Genomic DNA, 17022 nt, shown 5'->3' on the forward strand with positions numbered 1-17022 from the left:
TCATGAGCAGCACCTCCGCCCGCCCCGTTTCCTCAGCCTCCGAGGTGACGACGGGGCTTGCGCTGATGTTCCTTTCGGTGATGTTCTCGCCGCTGATCGATATCTTCGCCAAGCTCGCCGTCGTCACCATCCCCTCCGCTGAAGTCACCGCCGGCCGTTTCGTCGTGCAGGCGCTGTGCATGCTGCCGATCGTCATATGGCGGCGCAGCTTTGCCGATTTCTCCTGGCGCCAGAACCTGTTCCATGCCATCCGCGGCTTGATCATCACCGTCTCGATGATCTCGTTCGTCACCACGCTGAAATACATGGCGGTCGCCGACGCGATTGCGATCTTTTTCGTCGAGCCGATCATGGTGACGATCCTCGGCGGCATCTTTCTCAAGGAGACGATCGGCTGGCGGCGTTATACCGCCTGCGGCGTCGGCTTTTTCGGGGCGATGCTGATCATCCAGCCGAGTTTCCAGGAGGTCGGCTATATCGCCCTCCTGCCCGTCGTCAGCGCGCTCTGCATCGCGACCTTCGTGCTGATGACCCGCGTCCTGTCGCACCGGGAAGACCCCTGGGCGATGCAGTTCCAGATGGGCATCTGGGGCCTCCTCTTCTGCACCATCCTGCTTTTTGCCGGCGAAGGAAGCGGCTCCGATCTCTTTGATCCCGTCATGCCCGAAGGCAGCGCCTGGTTCTACGTCGCCGGCGTCGGCGCCATGGCCGCAATTGCGGGCATCTTCGGCGTCTATGCCTATCGCGCCGCACCCGCCTCGACGCTGGCGCCACTGCAATATTTCGAAATCGTCTCGGCGACGATCTTTGCCTGGCTGGTTTTCGGCGACTTTCCGGATGCGATCAAATGGCTCGGCATCGCCATCATCATGGCATCGGGCTTGTACATCATCTGGCGCGAGCGCCGCTTTGCTTCAAAGCCTGTATCCGATACATCTGAGGCGACGCTGGTGCCGTAAAAATCGACGAGGGAATATGACGCAGACCACGAAAAGGCCGCCGCTTGCAGACATCCGGGTGATTGAGCTTGCCCGCGTGCTGGCCGGCCCGTGGGCGGGGCAGATACTCGCCGATCTCGGCGCCGACGTCATCAAGGTCGAAAACCCCGACGGCGGCGACGATACGCGCCAATGGGGTCCGCCCTTCGTCGAAGGCGCCGACGGCGACAATCTTTCGGCCGCCTATTACCACGCCGCCAATCGCGGCAAACGCTCCGTCACCGCCGACCTGAGAAGCCCCGAAGGCCAGGAGCTCGTCCGCCGCCTGGTTGCGTCAGCCGATGTGGTGATCGAGAATTTCAAGCTCGGCGGCCTCGTCAAATACGGGCTCGATTACGACAGCCTGCGCAAGGTGAACCCGAAACTCGTCTATTGCTCGATCACCGGCTTCGGCCAGACCGGCCCTTACGCCAGCCTCGCCGGCTATGATTACATCGTCCAGGGCATGTCCGGCTTCATGTCGATCACCGGCGAGCCTGACGGCCAGCCGATGAAGGCGGGCGTGGCGATCGCCGATATCTTCACCGGCATCTATGCCGTCTCGGCGATAGAGGCCGCCCTGATCCACGCGCTCAAGTCGGGCGAAGGCCAACTCGTCGACATGGCCCTGCTCGATGTGCAATCGGCCGTGCTGGCCAATCAGAACATGAATTACCTGGTCTCCGGCACAGCACCCACCCGCCTCGGCAATGCCCATCCGAATATCTCGCCCTATGAGGTCGTGCCGGCGGCGGACGGTTATCTTATTCTCGCAGTTGGAAACGACGGCCAGTTTCGCCGCCTCTGCAGCATTCTCAGCCTGGATGCGATTGCCGGCGACGAACGTTTCGCCACCAACAAGGCCCGGGTCGCCAATCGCGGCGAGGTTCGCCGTCTCATCTCCACCGAGACGCTGAAATGGCAGAAGGCGGATCTGTTGAAGGCCTGCGAGGAGAATGGGGTTCCCGCCGGCCCGATCAACACGATCGAAGAGATGTTCGCCGACCCTCAGGTACGAGCCCGCGGCCTGCGCATCGACCTTGCGGATGCCGCCGGCACCGTCATCCCGGGGGTCAGGACGCCGGTGGTGCTGTCGGAGACACCGTTGCGTTACACCAGGCCGAGCCCGCGTCTCGGCGAACACACCGAAGAAATTCTGGCGGAACTCGCCGAGCGCGAGAGGAAGGCATCGTCATGAAAAGAACAGGCGGGCAACTCATCGTCGAGGCGCTGAAGGCGAACGGCGTCAAGCGTCTGTCCTGCGTGCCGGGCGAGAGTTTCCTCGCCGTCCTCGACGCGCTGCGCGACAGCGAGATCGACGTCGTCGTCTGCCGCCAGGAGGGCGGGGCGGCAATGATGGCGGATTGCTGGGGCCGGCTGACCGGCGAACCCGGCATCTGCATGGTCACCCGCGGCCCCGGCGCCACCAACGCCTCCGCCGGCCTGCACATCGCCAAGCAGGATTCGATCCCGATGATCCTCTTCATCGGCCAGGTGCAGCGCGAAGCCCGCGAGCGCGAGGCCTTCCAGGAGGTCGAATTCCGCCGCGCCTTCACCGAATTCACCAAATGGGTGGGCGAGATCGACGATGCCGCCCGCATTCCCGAATTCGTCACTCGCGCCTTCGCGATCGCCACCTCCGGCCGCCCCGGCCCTGTCGTGCTGACGCTGCCGGAGGACATGCTGCGCGACGAGGTCGAGGCACCCCGCGCCAAGCGCTATGTCAGCGTCGAGGCCCATCCCGGTCGCCGTCAGATCGACGATCTCTATATCAGACTGCTGAAGGCCGAGCGGCCGATGGTGATCCTTGGCGGCACGCGCTGGGATGCCGATGCGGTCGCCGATTTCGCAATCTTCGCCGAGCGTTTCCAACTGCCGGTCGGCTGCTCCTTCCGCCGGCAGATGCTGTTCGATCATCTCCATCCCGCCTATGCCGGCGATGTCGGCATAGGCATCAATCCTGTTCTGGCCAAGGAGATCAAGGAGAGCGACCTGCTGATCCTGCTCGGCGGCCGCATGTCGGAAATGCCGTCCTCGTCCTATACGCTGATCGATATCCCCTACCCCCAGCAATCGCTGGTGCACGTCTATCCCGATCCTTCTGAACTCGGACGCGTCTACCGCCCGGATCTTGCGATCTGCGCCGCTCCTGCCGATTTCGTCGCGGCCCTTGCCGATCTCGAAGCGCCGGCCGAGCCGCATTGGGCGGAGCGCACTGAGCGCATGCACCAGGCCTATCTTTCCTGGTCGAAGCCGCCGGCGACAGGTCCTGGCGCCGTTCATATGGGACCGATCATGGAGTGGCTGGAAGCCAATACCGGACCGGAAACGATCTTCACCAACGGCGCCGGCAACTATGCCACCTGGCTGCACCGCTTCCATCGTTTCCGCCGCTTCAATACTCAGGCCGCACCCACCTCCGGCTCGATGGGTTACGGCCTGCCGGCCGCAGTCGCCGCCAAGCAGCTTTTTCCCGAGCGCGAGGTCATCTGCTTTGCCGGCGACGGCTGTTTCCTGATGCACGGCCAGGAATTCGCCACTGCCATCCGCTACGGCCTGCCGATCATCGCAATCGTCGTCAACAACGGCATGTACGGCACGATCCGCATGCATCAGGAGCGCGAATATCCCGGCCGCGTCAGCAGCACCGACCTGACCAACCCTGATTTCGCCGCCCTTGCCCGCGCCTATGGCGGCCATGGCGAGACGGTGGAAAGCACCGCGCAATTCGCCGCGGCCTTCGAGCGGGCGCGCGCAAGCGGCAAGCCCGCAATTATCGAAGTCAAACTCGATCCCGAGGCGATCACGCCGACACGCACGCTCTCGGAAATCGCGCAAACAAAAAGCCGGTAGGTTTCCCTACCGGCTTTCAAAGGCAGAATTACCGCGACGATCAGTCGATCGCGGCCGTGACGATGAACTCGACCTTGTATTTCGGCGCAGCGAGCTTGGCTTCGCTCGTGGCGCGGGCGGGCGGATTGGCCGGATCGATCCAGGCTTCCCAGGCGGCGTTCATCTCGGCGAAATAAGCGATGTCGGAGAGATAGACGAGGGTCTGCAGGATCTTCGACTTGTTGCTGCCTGATGCAGCCAGCAGGCGGTCGACTTCGGCAAGCGAGGACTTGCACTGATCGGTGACGCTTTCGCCCTCGCCGACCTGGCCTGCGAGATAAACCGTGTTGCCGTGAATGACGGCGCCGCTCATGCGCGCGCCGACGTCGATACGCTTAATGCTCATCATAGTCTCCTGAGTGAATGGCAAGGTGACGGCGCTGCGATGCAGCGCCGGAAAATCGGCAGCCGGACGGGGCCTAGCTGCGGATATGGTGGGTCTTCTGGTAGATCGCCGTCGAGCGGGCGCCGGAGCGGCAATAGCCGAGCATCGGCCGCGGGAATTCGTCGAGCGCATCGACCATGCCCTGCACCGCTTCCTCGGTCACGCCCATCGGCCCGACAGGCACATGGCTGATCTCGAGACCGATTTCCCGCGCGCGCGCCTCGATGACGGAGAACGACGTCTGATCGGGGCTTTCATGATCGGGGCGGTGGCAGACGATCGATTTGAACCCCAGCGCCTTGATCTCGTCGAGGTCATCGGGCGTGATCTGACCCGAAACCGAATATTCATCGTCGATCTGGCGAATATCCATCGTCCTGTCTCCTCAAAAATCGTGGGCTGAAGGTCTACGACGCAGCTTGGCAAGCGTCAACAAGACTTCGCTCACAGGAAGGCAAAGCTCAGCCCATAGCTGCGGCTCTCGCCTGATGCCAGCATGTTGAATTCGCCGGCCCCCTGAAGCTCGTCACGCGTGACCCAGCGATGCGAGACCGGCTCGATGCCGATAATATGGGCCGGCGCCTTCTGGTTTCGCCAAACCTGCAGATAAGGCAGCGTGTCGGCGCGGAAACGCACGCGGAGCGTCCTGCCGCCGATCGCGGCGATCGGCCCGAGGCGAACTTCCGCCAGGCCCTGCTCCGTTGCCGGCGCCTCAACGCAAAAGATGCTGCCCGGCTCCTCGCCGAACGTCCAGGGGAAACCGCCATTCTCCAACATCGGTCCTTCCAGCCGCGTGCCCTCGTCCAGCCATTTGCCGCCGGTGTTCATGTGATACATCAGGAAGGTCGGCACCGCCTGATCGCTGGTATTGACGACCCGGTCGTCGAGCCGCACCTCGCCGGTCGCCCCATCGATCCGCCACAGCCGCTCGATGCGCTGCGGCAGTCCCTCGACGGTGATGATGTCGATATCGGCGCGGCATTCGGCATTGCCGTTCTCAAACTTCGTCCACAGCACCTTGGCCGCATGGCCGGAGGCCGATCCGTGCAGCGGATAGACCTTGCCGTCGGTCCGCCCGGCGATCGGCTGGCGGTGGCGGATATGGTCCGGCCCGCAGGTGAACAGGAAGCCTTCGAGCGAGTGATCGATTCGCGGGTCGCCATCGTCGGGAATGGCGCGCTTCGGCGCGATATCGACGCCTTCGACGATGCAGCCGCCGATATCCAGCACCGATGTTTCATCGAGCATCAGGCGCGGCCCGCTTGCAGCGGCAAATTCGATCATCTCAGTCTCCTCAGGAGGTCGTCGGCCTCTTAGAGCGCCGTGCGTCCTTTCGGACGCACAAAGGACGCTCTAACACTTTGAATCGGCGCATCGTGCTTCCGAAAATCGATTCCGATTTTCGGAAGCACGATGCGCTAGCGTTAGGTTTTGCGCCGTATTTCGTCAATCGGACGCTTTCCGCCTCTTGCGCTTTTGCCGCAACCGTGGATTTTGCGGAACTGACACCGGGACGCAAACGTTTATGAGTAAAAGGAAATCTTAGTGATTTTCATATTTTGTTCAGCACGGTTTCATAAATTCCACACTAGCGTCAAAATTCGCAGGTGTGTGTCGGCCTAGTCACTGTTCGAGGTGTGAGACGTGAATCGTTTTTTAAAGTCGGCATTTTCGCTTGCGGCCGTGCTGGCAGCCATTGCGGCTGCAGCACCGCAGGCCGGCGCGCAGCAGTTCCGCGACCGCCGCCAGAGCGATGTCGTGCTCGTCACCCCGAGCGGCGAAATCCTTGACTATGTCCCGCGCGGATATATCTACGCCCGCGACCGTAGCGGCAACCGCGTGCTGATCGATGACTACGGCAATGTCGTCGCAACCGAAATGCGCGCCCGCGGCTACTATCCGCCGCGGCCCGGCCCGCGCGAGGTCTATGCCGACCAAGGTGGCAACGATCCCTATTACGCCGACGATGGCGACGCACGTTATTCCGAGCGCGGTGCAGTCACCGGCGGCATTCCGCAAGATGCGGCGATCGAACGCCAGCCACTCGGCGAGCAGCCCTATCCCGAGGATAACAGCATCGGCAATCCGCAGTCCGGCGACGATTATGCCTCGATCGATCCCGACCAGCAGATCCCACCCGCCGACGCGCCCAAGGCCGCGCCGGATGAACCCGTCATCACGCTGAAGAACAAGTCGAAACCCGAGATCGTCGCGCTGCAGGTCTTCCTCGATCGCGCCGGCATCTCCCCCGGCGTCATCGATGGTCATATGGGCTCGAACGTCACCAAGTCGGTCTATGCCTATGACCAGATGACCGGCTCCAAACTCGACCCGAACGACACCGACGCCATTCTGGAAGAGCTTCGCATGAACGGCGGCCTGCCGGTCGTCAGCTACACGATCACGCCCGCCGATGCCGCCGGCCCCTACGTCGCCGAGATCCCGGAAGACTATTCGCATAAGGCGCTGCTGCCGTCGCTAGCCTATACATCGATTACCGAAATGCTGGCCGAGCGCTTCCACATGGACGAGGCCTTCCTCAAGGAGATGAACCCCGGCGCCGATTTCAGCGTCCCAGGCACCGTCATCAAGGTCGTCAATCCGGGCGAGCCGAAGAGCGGCGAGGTTGCCCGCATCATCGCCGACAAGGGCCGCAAGCAGGTCTTCGCCTATGATAATGCCGGCAATCTCATTGCCGCCTATCCGGCATCGATCGGCTCCACCGACACACCCTCGCCGTCGGGCACCGTGACGGTCGAGCGCGTCGCGTTCAATCCCGGCTATACCTACAATCCGAAGATCAATTTCCAGCAGGGCGCCAACGACAAGATCCTCAACATTCCGCCCGGCCCGAACGGCCCCGTCGGCACGGTCTGGATGGCGCTCTCCAAGCCGACCTACGGCATCCACGGCACGCCCGAGCCCTCCAAGATCGGCCGCACACAGAGCCACGGCTGCATCCGCCTGACCAATTGGGATGCCACCGAGCTTGCCAAGATGGTCAAGCCGGGAGTGACGGTCGAATTCGTCGATTGATCGGAATGTGACGCCAGGCGGAATGAAGCCTGGTGAGGAACCATATCGGAGGGCCGGGATCGACCGCAGCGCGGTCGATCCCGGCCCTTCCTTTTTGACACAACAATCTAGCGGGAGCCGCTGCGGCAGTTCAAATTTGCTCCCCCGTTTCAAAGTTTGGAACCTGAAAGCGCGAAAAAAGCCATTAAATCTGTAGATTTGACCCCATAACAATTTTGGAGGTCGTATGAAATCGTTGTTCGCTTGGCTTTGAGCCTGTTCGCGGGTTTGGTCGCAGTCGGCACGGCGCGGGCTGCCGATATCTCGGAAATTCGCGTGGACTGGGCGACCTACAACCCGGTCAGCCTTATCCTGAAGGATGAAGGCATCCTGGAAAAGGAATTCGAAAAGGATGGGATCAAGATCACCTGGGTCCAGTCCGCAGGCTCCAACAAGGCCCTCGAATTTCTGAATGCCGGTTCCCTCGACTTCGGCTCGACCGCGGGTGCCGCCGCATTGATCGGTCGCGTCAACGGCAATCCGATCAAATCCATCTATGTCTATTCGCGGCCGGAATGGACCGCACTGGTAACCCGCAAGGATACCGGCATCGCTAAGGTCGAGGACCTCAAGGGCAAGTCCATCGCCGTGACGCGCGGCACCGATCCGCACATTTTCCTGGTGCGCGCGCTTGCCGATGCAGGTCTCACCGAAAAGGACGTGTCGCTCGTCTTGCTGCAGCATGCCGACGGCCGCCTTGCGCTGAAGCGCGGTGACGTCGATGCTTGGGCGGGCCTCGATCCGATCATGGCCTCCGCCGAGATCGAAGATGGCGATGTGCTCTTCTATCGCAAGCCGGAGAACAACAGCTGGGGCGTTCTCAACGTGCGTGAGGAGTTCGCCGCCGCGCATCCCGAGATCGTCAAGCGCGTTCTAGCCTCCTATGAGAAGGCCCGCAGCGAGGCTTTGAAAGACCCGGCCAAGCTGAAGGCCGCCCTCGTTGCCGCCACCAAGCTGCCCGATAGCGTCATCGAGCGCCAGTTGGAGCGCACCAACCTCGGCTATTCCGTGATCGGCGATTCCCAGCGCGAAACGATCGAGGCTGCGGGTCTTGCTCTTCAGAAGGCAGATGTCATCAAAGCCGACGTCGATGTCAAACAGACCGTGTCGGCGCTGATCGACCCCAGCTATGCCTCCGCCGCGCTGGGCCAATAAAGCCACAATGCATGTCGCCCGGAAGTGTACAGCGGTTCCGGGAGAACGACATGCATCAACACGAAAAACTAAAGGCATTCCCATGTCGTTGGTAGACATCGCGCTGTCATGGCACAAGAGCGAAACCACAAAGCAGACCCGGCAGCGCCGGGTCTCGCCTTTCGATCATCCGATCGTTGGGATCGCGTTTCCAATTGCGCTGTTTGCCGCCTGGGAGATCCTGGTCCGTGCGGGAGTGGTCGGGGGTCGTCTGATGCCTCCGCCCTCGAAAATTCTCTCTACGGTCTATACGCTGGCCGCATCAGGAGACCTGACAACACATGTGGGTGCGACGCTGCGCAGAGTGGCGATCGGTTTTGCCTTCGGGTCTCTGGCGGGGACGGTGCTCGGGACGCTGACCGGCTACTCCAAATTGCTTGCACGCCTGCTCGATCCGACCCTGCAGGCGCTGAGAGCCATTCCGTCGATTGCCTGGGTGCCGCTGTTCATCCTGTGGTTCGGGATTTTCGAAGCCTCCAAAATCGCCCTGATCGGCGTCGGCGTCTTCTTCCCGGTCTATCTCGGCGTCTATGGCGCCGTCGTCGGCGTTGACAGGCGCATCGTCGAGGTCGGACGCGTCTTCCGGCTGTCCGGCTTCGACCTCGTTCGCCTGATCTTGCTGCCGGCAGTTCTACCCGATTATATCCTTGCCCTGCGCGCGGGCCTGGGTCTCGGTTGGATGTTCGTCGTCGCAGCGGAATTCATGGGCGCGTCGGAGGGGCTGGGCTATCTGCTTGTGGATGGTCAGCAACTCGGCAAACCGGATCAGATCCTCGCCGCTATCTTGATCTTTGCCATTGTCGGCAAGGCGACCGACAGCCTGCTTCTGATCGCAACCGCGCCGTTTCTGCGCTGGCGTGACAGCCATGCGAGCGGGATTTGACATGCTCGATATTCGTTCTCTATCCAAGATTTACCCCAATGGAACGCATGCGCTGCAAGACTTTTCCCTGAGCGTCGAAAAGGGGGAACTGATCGCAGTCGTCGGCGGATCGGGCTGCGGCAAGAGCACTCTCCTGCGGTTATTGTCGGGCTTGGAAGCGCCCACCCAAGGCGAGATCAGCCTGGAGGGACGGCGGCTGGCAGAGCCGGACGCGCTCGTGAATATCGTTTTCCAGGAGCCTCGGCTTTTTCCCTGGCTGACGGTCGCGGGTAATATCGGTTTCGGCCTGCGTCATCTGGCAAACGGCGAACGCGAGGAACAGGTATCGGCGGCCCTCGAGAAAATCGGCCTTGCCGGCTACGAGGGACGCTGGATCAAAGAATTGTCCGGCGGGCAGGCTCAGCGTGTGGCCTTGGCGCGCGCGCTCGTGACGAAACCGTCCGTGCTTCTCTTGGATGAACCCTTCTCGGCCCTCGATGCGATGACGCGCGCCGAACTCCAGGATCATCTGATCGATCTATGGCGTTTGAATGCCACGACGATGCTGCTGGTCACCCACGATATCGAAGAGGCCGCGTTTCTCGCCGATCGCGTCGTCGTGATGTCTCCTTGGCCGGGCCGCATTCTCGAAGTGGTCGATGTGGGCTTGCCCCGGCAACGCAATCGCATGTCGGACGAATTGGCCGCAGTCAAAAGACGTCTTTCCGATCTCCTGGCGCATTCTCTGAACAATGGCGTCCGCACGGCACGTGGCTAAAAACGAAATGCGTCGCGGGCGAACCGGACGCATTTCGTCTGAGGAGGCGGAATCTGTCAGGCCGCCGTCGCCATGCGGGGCGATGCCGTCAGCCTGACCGGCAGTTTGCTCATAATTTCCTCGGCGAAACAGGTCGCGTTCTCACGCGCCTTGTCGAGATTGCTGACGCGTGTGGGATCGATCGTGTGCAGTGTGCCGCCACAGTCGAAAATGTCTCGGAAGGCCGAGCGTTCGATGATCGCGGTATCCAGCACCGGCACGTGCCGCTCGCTGAGCAGCGACTTGACGAGTTGCAGCGCCCTTGTCGTCACCATCGAGTTGACGCGGGTCAACACCACCGAATGGCCGATCTTGATGCCTGCCTTCTCGTCTAGATATTGCAGCAGTTCGAGCACCTGTGCGCCGCCGCGCGCGTCCATTGCGCAGCCCTGGATCGGGATCAACACATGGTCGGAAAGGCCGACGGCGGTGGCAAGCAGCGGATTGCGCGCACCCGGCAGATCGACGATGAAATAGTCGGTATTGTGCTTGTTTTCGCTGATATGCAGCGGCAGCGAGGCGGTGGTCACGAAATCGATCACCGAAATATTGGGCACATGACCCGAAATCTCGTGCCAGCGCGAAATCCAGTGCTGCGGATCGGCGTCGAGAATGGTGACGCGGTAACCCTTGCGGGCAAGCTCGGTGGCGAGCAGGAGAACAGCGGTGGTCTTGCCGGCGCCGCCCTTGGTGTTTGCGAATGTGATGACAGGCATGTTCAGTCCTCGGAAGGAAATGGTGCGAGCCGGAATCGCTCTTTTACGCACCATCGAGCATCGTGCGGTTAATCCATCCTTTCGAATCATGGTTAACAAATTCCAAACACGCGCGCCGAAATTGCAGCCGGTATTTTTCACATCCCTAAAATTCAGGATGTCGCTAAAACGAAAGAAGCCCGGAAAGCAAGGCTTTCCAGGCCGGTCTGCAGGTCCGGGCTTTATGGTCTCAGAAGCAGTCCCTGAACAAGGCCTTGGTATTTTCGAGCGTCATGGCAACCGGGTTGCCGCCTGCACTCGGATCTTCGATCGCCATGGCCGACAATTCATCGATGCGATCGGGGGCGATTCCCATCGCCGACAGCGTCTCCGGCACGCCGAGGTCGGAGCGGAGCTTCAGCACATAGTCGTAGAAGCCGTCGAAACCGCCCGAAATGCCGAGATAGGCGGCCGCCCGGTCGATCTTCTCCTCAATCACCTTGCGGTTGAAGCGCAGCACCGCCGGCATCACAACCGCATTGGTCATGCCGTGATGCGTGTTGTAGACGGCGCCGATCGGGTGCGAGAGCGCATGGATGGCGCCGAGCCCCTTCTGGAAGGCGACCGCGCCCATGGCGGCGGCGGCCATCATGTTGGCGCGGGCTTCAAGATCGGTGCCCTCCCGATAGGCGCGCGGCAGGAATTCCTTGACGAGACGCATGCCTTCGAGCGCGATGCCGGCCGACATCGGATGATAGAAGGGCGAGGAATAGGCCTCCAGGCAATGGGCAAACGCGTCCATGCCGGTGCCGGCCGTGATGATCTTCGGCATGCCGACGGTCAGTTCCGGGTCGGAGATGACGACGCCAGGCAGAAACTTCGGATGGAAGATGATCTTCTTCACATGCGTGACGGAATTGGTGATGACGCTGGCCCGGCCGACTTCCGAGCCGGTACCCGCCGTTGTCGGCACGGCGACGATCGGGGCAATGCCCTCAAGGCTCGCACGCGTCCACCAATCGCCGATATCCTCGAAGTCCCAGACCGGCCGGGTCTGGCCGGCCATGAAGGCGACGCACTTGCCGAGATCGAGGCCGGAGCCGCCACCGAAGGCGACGACGCCGTCATGGCCGCCATCCTTGAAAGCCTCGACGCCGGCCTCGAGATTCTTCTCGTTCGGGTTCGGATCGACATCGGCAAAGATCGCCCGGCCGAGGCCGGCATCTTCGAGGATATCGAGCGCATTCTTGGTGATCGCCATCGAGGCAAGGCCGCGGTCGGTGACGAGCAGCGGCTTCTTGATGCCGAGGCTCTTGCAGGCATCGGCCAGTTCCTTGATCCGGCCCCGGCCGAGCTTGACCGATGTCGGGTAGCTCCAGTTTGCGGTGATGTTGCTGCTCATGCTGTGACTTTCTTCAGGTGGAAGGATTTCGGACGGGTCAGATTCTGGAAGCCGATGATCGACAGCGAGCCGCCGCGGCCGGTCTCCTTGACGCCGGTCCAGCAGAGCGCAGGATCGAGATAATCCGCGCGGTTCATGAAAACGGTGCCGGTTTCGATCTCGCGGCCGAGCCGCGCGGCCCGCTCGACATCTTTGGTCCAGAGCGAGGCCGTCAGCCCGTACTGGCTGTCGTTCATCAAGGCGAGCGCCTCCTCGTCGCTCTTCACCTTCATGATGCCGACTGCCGGACCGAAAGTCTCTTCGCGCATGAAGGCCATGGAATGGTCGACATCGACGAGAACCTGCGGTGCGAGATAAGCGCCGCCATCATCCTCCGGGAAAAGTTTCGGATCGACAAGCGCCTTGGCGCCCTTGGAAACCGCCTCGGCAATCTGCTCGCGCACCACCTTGGCGAAGCGCTTGTTCGCCATCGGCCCGAGCGAAGTCTCGGCATCGAGCGGATTGCCGAGCTTGTAGTTCGACACCCAGGCAACCGATTTCTCGACGAAGGCGTCGTAGAGGGATTCGTGCACATAGATGCGTTCGATGCCGCAGCAGCACTGGCCGGAATTGTAGGTCGCGCCATCCATCAGCGTATCGACGGCCGCCTCGAGATCGGCGTCCTCCATGACGTAACCCGGATCCTTGCCGCCGAGTTCGAGGCCGAGGCCGGTAAACGTGCCGGCGGCGGCCCGCTCCATCGAGCGCCCACCTTCGACGGATCCGGTGAAATTGACGAAATTGAAGCTGCCGGCGGCAATCAGCGCCGAGGTCGTCTGATGATAGAGGAAGACGTTCTGGAACACGTCCTCGGGAACGCCCGCCTCGCTGAAGGCCTGCACCAGCCGCTCGCCGACCAGCAGCGTCTGCGAGGCATGTTTCAGCACAACGGTGTTGCCCGCCATCAGCGCCGGCGCGATCGTATTGATCGCCGTCATATAGGGATAATTCCACGGCGCGACGACGAAGACGACACCATGCGCTTCACGCTCGATGCGGCGCTCGAAACGGTCGCTTTCCTCGACCACCAGCGGCGCCAGCGCATCGGCCGCGATCGAGGCGACATAGTTGGAGCGCTCGTTGAAACCCTTATATTCGCCGCCATACTTGACCGGCCGGCCCATCTGCCAGGCAAGCTCCGGCACGACGACTTCGGACATCTCGTTCAGCCGTGCCGCGCCCTTCAGCACCAGTTGCACACGCTCTTCGAGCGGCCGTTTCGCCCAGGCCTTCTGCGCCTTGCGGGCACGCAAGACAACGTCCTTGGCGGCGTCGAGCGAAAGCGCCGGACGCTCCGCGTAAACCGATCCGTCAATCGGTGAAATGCATTGGATCATTGCCATGATCGATTCCGTCCTCGTATTGATCAAAAATTTCGTCGAGGGCCATAGCCCCTCATCCACCTGCCATCCCCTTCTCCCCGCTCGCGGGGAGAAGGGGATGGCCGCGGCCTCTCTGTCCCCCACAGCCTCTCTCAGGGCACGTCCCCTCTCCCCGTTCTACGGGGAGAGGGTTAGGGTGAGGGGCAGCAACCCGCAATCCGTACTATGCTCTTTCGAAACCGCGCGCCACTTCCCAATCGGTGATGCGGCGGTCGTATTCTTCCTGCTCCCATTCGGCAGCGCGGGTGTAATGGTCGATCACGTCGTCACCGAAGGCCTTGCGCAGCATTGCCGATTCCGTCATCGCGGTCGTGGCCGCACGCAGCGTGCGCGGAATTTCGCGGATATCCTTGCCGCCATAGGCGTCGCCGACGAAGGGGGCTTCGAGTTCGAGTTTGTTCTCGATCCCATCGATGCCGGCGGCAAGCAGCGCGGCAAACGCGAGATAGGGATTGAGATCGGAGCCGCCGACGCGGCATTCGATGCGGATGCCCTTGGTCTCTTCGCCGCAGAGGCGGTAGCCGGCGGTTCGGTTGTCCTTGCTCCAGATCGCCTTGGTCGGCGCAAAGGTGCCGGCCATGAAGCGCTTATAGGAGTTGATGTAGGGCGCCAGGAAATAGGTGATCTCGCTCGCATGGGCGAGAAGCCCGGCGATGTAATTGTGCATCAGCGGCGACATGCCGTATTTGCCGGTATGATCGAAGAACAGCGGCTTTTCCTCCAGGCTCCAGAGCGACTGATGGATATGCGAGGAACTGCCGGCGGCGTTGTAGTTCCACTTGGCCAGGAAGGTGATGGCCTTGCCCTTCGACCAGGCAATCTCCTTGCAGCCGTTCTTGATGATCGCGTGCCGGTCGGCCATGGCGAGCGCATCGGCATAACGCACGTTGATTTCTTCCTGGCCGGCGGAGGCCTCGCCCTTGGAGTTCTCGACCGGGATGCCGGCGCCTTGCAGGCCGGTGCGGATCGCCCGCATCACCTCTTCCTCCTTGGTGGTCTGGAAGATGTGGTAATCCTCGTTATAGGCGCTGGCGAGCTTGAGGTTTCGGTAGCCGGCGGCATGCGCCGTCTCGTAGCTCTGGTCGAACAGGAAGAATTCCAGCTCGGAGGCCATATAGGCCTTCATTCCCATGTCTTCGAGGCGCTTGACCTGCTTCTTCAGGATCGCCCGCGGCGAATGGGCGACTTCTTCATGGGTGTGATGGTCGAGCAGGTCGCAGAGCACCAGCGCCGTGCCGTCGAGCCAGGGAATGCGGCGCAGGGTCGCGAGATCCGGCTTCATCGTATAGTCGCCGTAGCCCTTTTCCCAGCTCGTCGCCTTGTAGCCAGAGACGGTCTCCATCTCCATGTCGGTGGCGATCAGATAGTTGCAGCTATGCGTTTCCTTCCAGGCGCTCTCGATGAAATATTCCGCCTGGAAACGCTTGCCCATCAGCCGGCCCTGCATGTCCACCTGGCAGGCCAGAACCGTATCGATGCGCCCTTCGGCAACATCCTTCCTGAGGTCGTCGATTGTGTAGCTGCTCATGATTGATCCGCCTGAAATTGGAATTGAGAGATCGGGGCAACGAAATCGCATGCGCTCGGCCGATGGTGGCCCGATGCCGTTTCGTTGAACCGGTGATGGGGCCGCAGGAGCGGCCCCGCCATTTGAGAGGGAAGCCTCGATGCTTAGTGTTCGCCGCTTTCGCCGACAGCTGCTTCGGCTGCCGCGATTTCGGCCTGGCGCTTTGCCACTTCGGCGCCGATCGGCGGGCCCTTGAAGCGCCGGCTTTCGAAGCCGAACCAGACGATCGCCGTCAGCAAGAGGAAGCCAACGGTAACGTAAAGCGCGGCACCGTTCGGCGGCTGGATGCCGAGAATGAAGATCAGAACCATGGCGATGACGGTCAGCACGGCAAAGAGCTTGAAGACGCCTTCGCCGAGATTCCACGGCCCCATCTTGTCCCACTTCGACGTGCCCCAGGCGAAGAGGCCGAGCGTGATCGGGATCGCGAAGGAGAAGAACAGGAAGATGACGGTGCACGAGACGACGATCGTATAGACCGGCGTGTCGCCGACTTTCATGAAGTCGAGTGAGGTGAACCAGACGAACAGCACCGACAGGATCGAGCCGGTCCAGATCGCAGCCACCGGCGTGCGGTACTGCGGGCTGACCTTCGACAGCGCCTTCGATGCCGGCAGGCCACCGTCACGCGAGAAGGCGAAGATCATGCGCGAGACCGAGGTGACGGTGGCAAGGCCGCACAGCCACTGGCTGACCAGGATGGCCAGATAGAGGATGTCCTTGACGATCGGGTTGACCTGGCTGTCCATCGCCCAGAAGAACACGTTCCAGCCCTGTTTTGCGGCATCGTCCATGTTCGGCAGCATGAGCACGAAGGCGCACAGCATGATATAGCCGAACAGCGCCGACCACAGCACCGAGGCGACCATTCCGCGCGGCACCGACTCGGCAGCCTTGACCGTCTCTTCCGACGTATGCGCCGAGGCGTCATAGCCGGTGATGGTATAAATCGGCAGCAGCAGGCCGAGAAGGAAGACCCAGGCACCGGAGGTGGAAGGCCAGACGTTGCCGCCGACTTCGCCGGAATAGTTGGCGAAGGTGAAGAGACGGCCGAACTCGTAGGAGGGTGCCGCCGCCAGGCAGACCACCGCCAGCGCAATCGAGCTCGCGAAGATCAGATAACCCGAAAAGTCGGTCAGCTTCGCCGTCAAACCGATGCCCATGTGGTTCACGAGCGCCTGCGCGCCGGTGATGACGACGAGGAAGATGATGCGCACCGTCGTCGTGTCCGTCAGCCCGAGATAGGTCGTGCCGAAGGAGCCCATGAAGAAATAATAGGTGCCGACGTTGATGGCGCCGAGCACGGTGACGAGGCCGAGCAGGTTGAACCAGGCGGTCAGCCAGCCGGTGAAGCGGTTGCCGAGGATCGAGCCCCAGTGATAAAGGCCGCCGGCCGTCGGATAGGCCGAGCTGATCTGCGCCATGGCGATGGCGAAGACCAGCGAGATGAAGCATCCCACAGGCCAGCCGATGCCGATGGCGGCTCCGCCGGCACCGGAGGTCGCCTGCGCCAACGAGTTGATGCCGCCGGAGAGAATGCAGATGATGGAAAATGAGACGGCGAAATTCGAGAACGAGCTCATGCGTCGTTCGAGTTCCTGGGCATAGCCCATGGAATGCAGGATGTGCACATCCTGCTTTTTGTCCAGATCGGTATAGTCCGACATGACTTCCCCCTGTTCACGACCGGCCGCGGGATTGCGGGCCGGTTCAGTGCCAAATTGCCCGCGGCATT

15 protein-coding genes are annotated in these 17022 nt (G+C 61.8%); 7 read left to right on the plus strand and 8 right to left on the minus strand.

All coding sequences use genetic code 11. The annotated features are described in order from the left end of the window. Positions 1–2: 2 nt before the first annotated feature. From AMK05_RS15225 to AMK05_RS15235, 3 genes are read left to right on the plus strand one after another with little or no spacing between them, the layout of a single operon-like run. Positions 3–959, plus strand: a complete 957-nt coding sequence (locus AMK05_RS15225) for a DMT family transporter (RefSeq protein WP_064839742.1) — start codon at positions 3–5, stop codon at positions 957–959. 16 nt (positions 960–975) lie between these two features. Beyond that, a complete protein-coding gene (locus AMK05_RS15230; RefSeq protein ID WP_064839744.1) occupies positions 976–2175 on the plus strand; it encodes a CaiB/BaiF CoA transferase family protein in 1200 nt (399 codons plus the stop codon). Then, positions 2172–3830: a thiamine pyrophosphate-binding protein gene (locus AMK05_RS15235; RefSeq protein ID WP_064839746.1), complete on the plus strand. Its 1659-nt coding sequence runs from the start codon at positions 2172–2174 to the stop codon at positions 3828–3830. The genes AMK05_RS15230 and AMK05_RS15235 overlap by 4 nt, the downstream gene beginning before the upstream one ends. 40 nt (positions 3831–3870) lie before the next feature. On the opposite strand, the gene AMK05_RS15240 is transcribed toward AMK05_RS15235, so the two are convergent. From AMK05_RS15240 to AMK05_RS15250, 3 genes are all read right to left on the minus strand, one after another. Beyond that, on the minus strand, positions 3871–4215 hold the full coding sequence (locus AMK05_RS15240) for a RidA family protein (RefSeq protein WP_049733669.1): 345 nt from the start codon (positions 4213–4215) through the stop codon (positions 3871–3873). A 73-nt stretch (positions 4216–4288) separates the two neighbouring features. Further along, complete coding sequence (locus tag AMK05_RS15245) at positions 4289–4627, minus strand: TIGR01244 family sulfur transferase (protein ID WP_064839749.1); 339 nt, start codon at positions 4625–4627, stop codon at positions 4289–4291. A gap of 71 nt (positions 4628–4698) precedes the next feature. Continuing rightward, complete coding sequence (locus AMK05_RS15250; RefSeq protein WP_064839751.1) at positions 4699–5538, minus strand: DUF4432 family protein; 840 nt, start codon at positions 5536–5538, stop codon at positions 4699–4701. 360 nt (positions 5539–5898) lie between these two features. Between AMK05_RS15250 and AMK05_RS15255 the strand changes: the two genes are divergently transcribed. The 4 genes from AMK05_RS15255 (at position 5899) to AMK05_RS15270 (ending at position 10163) form a co-directional block, all read left to right on the plus strand. Then, entirely contained in the window at positions 5899–7290 is a 1392-nt protein-coding gene (locus AMK05_RS15255) for a L,D-transpeptidase (protein WP_064839753.1), read from the plus strand. A 231-nt stretch (positions 7291–7521) separates the two neighbouring features. Continuing rightward, positions 7522–8484, plus strand: a complete 963-nt coding sequence (locus AMK05_RS15260; protein WP_064839755.1) for an aliphatic sulfonate ABC transporter substrate-binding protein — start codon at positions 7522–7524, stop codon at positions 8482–8484. A gap of 82 nt (positions 8485–8566) precedes the next feature. Further along, on the plus strand, positions 8567–9406 hold the full coding sequence (locus AMK05_RS15265; protein WP_064839757.1) for an ABC transporter permease: 840 nt from the start codon (positions 8567–8569) through the stop codon (positions 9404–9406). A gap of 1 nt (position 9407) precedes the next feature. Beyond that, a complete protein-coding gene (locus AMK05_RS15270; RefSeq protein ID WP_064839759.1) occupies positions 9408–10163 on the plus strand; it encodes an ABC transporter ATP-binding protein in 756 nt (251 codons plus the stop codon). A 56-nt stretch (positions 10164–10219) separates the two neighbouring features. Here the strand turns inward: AMK05_RS15270 and AMK05_RS15275 are convergent, their stop codons facing one another. The 5 genes from AMK05_RS15275 to AMK05_RS15295 form a co-directional block, all read right to left on the minus strand. After that, positions 10220–10918, minus strand: a complete 699-nt coding sequence (locus AMK05_RS15275; protein ID WP_064839762.1) for a ParA family protein — start codon at positions 10916–10918, stop codon at positions 10220–10222. Positions 10919–11147: 229 nt separating this feature from the next. After that, the gene (locus AMK05_RS15280; protein ID WP_064839764.1) at positions 11148–12299 is read right to left on the minus strand and encodes an iron-containing alcohol dehydrogenase; all 1152 of its coding nucleotides are present in this window, start codon (positions 12297–12299) and stop codon (positions 11148–11150) included. Next, positions 12296–13681 carry an aldehyde dehydrogenase family protein gene (locus AMK05_RS15285; protein ID WP_064841395.1) on the minus strand — a complete coding sequence of 462 codons (1386 nt, stop codon included), beginning with the start codon at positions 13679–13681 and terminating at the stop codon, positions 12296–12298. Before AMK05_RS15285 ends, AMK05_RS15280 begins: the two co-directional genes overlap by 4 nt. A 202-nt stretch (positions 13682–13883) precedes the next feature. After that, a complete protein-coding gene (locus AMK05_RS15290; RefSeq protein WP_064839766.1) occupies positions 13884–15248 on the minus strand; it encodes a glutamine synthetase family protein in 1365 nt (454 codons plus the stop codon). A gap of 143 nt (positions 15249–15391) precedes the next feature. Then, the gene (locus tag AMK05_RS15295; RefSeq protein ID WP_064839768.1) at positions 15392–16954 is read right to left on the minus strand and encodes an amino acid permease; all 1563 of its coding nucleotides are present in this window, start codon (positions 16952–16954) and stop codon (positions 15392–15394) included. Between the last annotated feature and the right edge of the window lie 68 nt (positions 16955–17022).

This window comes from Rhizobium sp. N324 (assembly GCF_001664485.1).
Classification (GTDB): domain Bacteria; phylum Pseudomonadota; class Alphaproteobacteria; order Rhizobiales; family Rhizobiaceae; genus Rhizobium.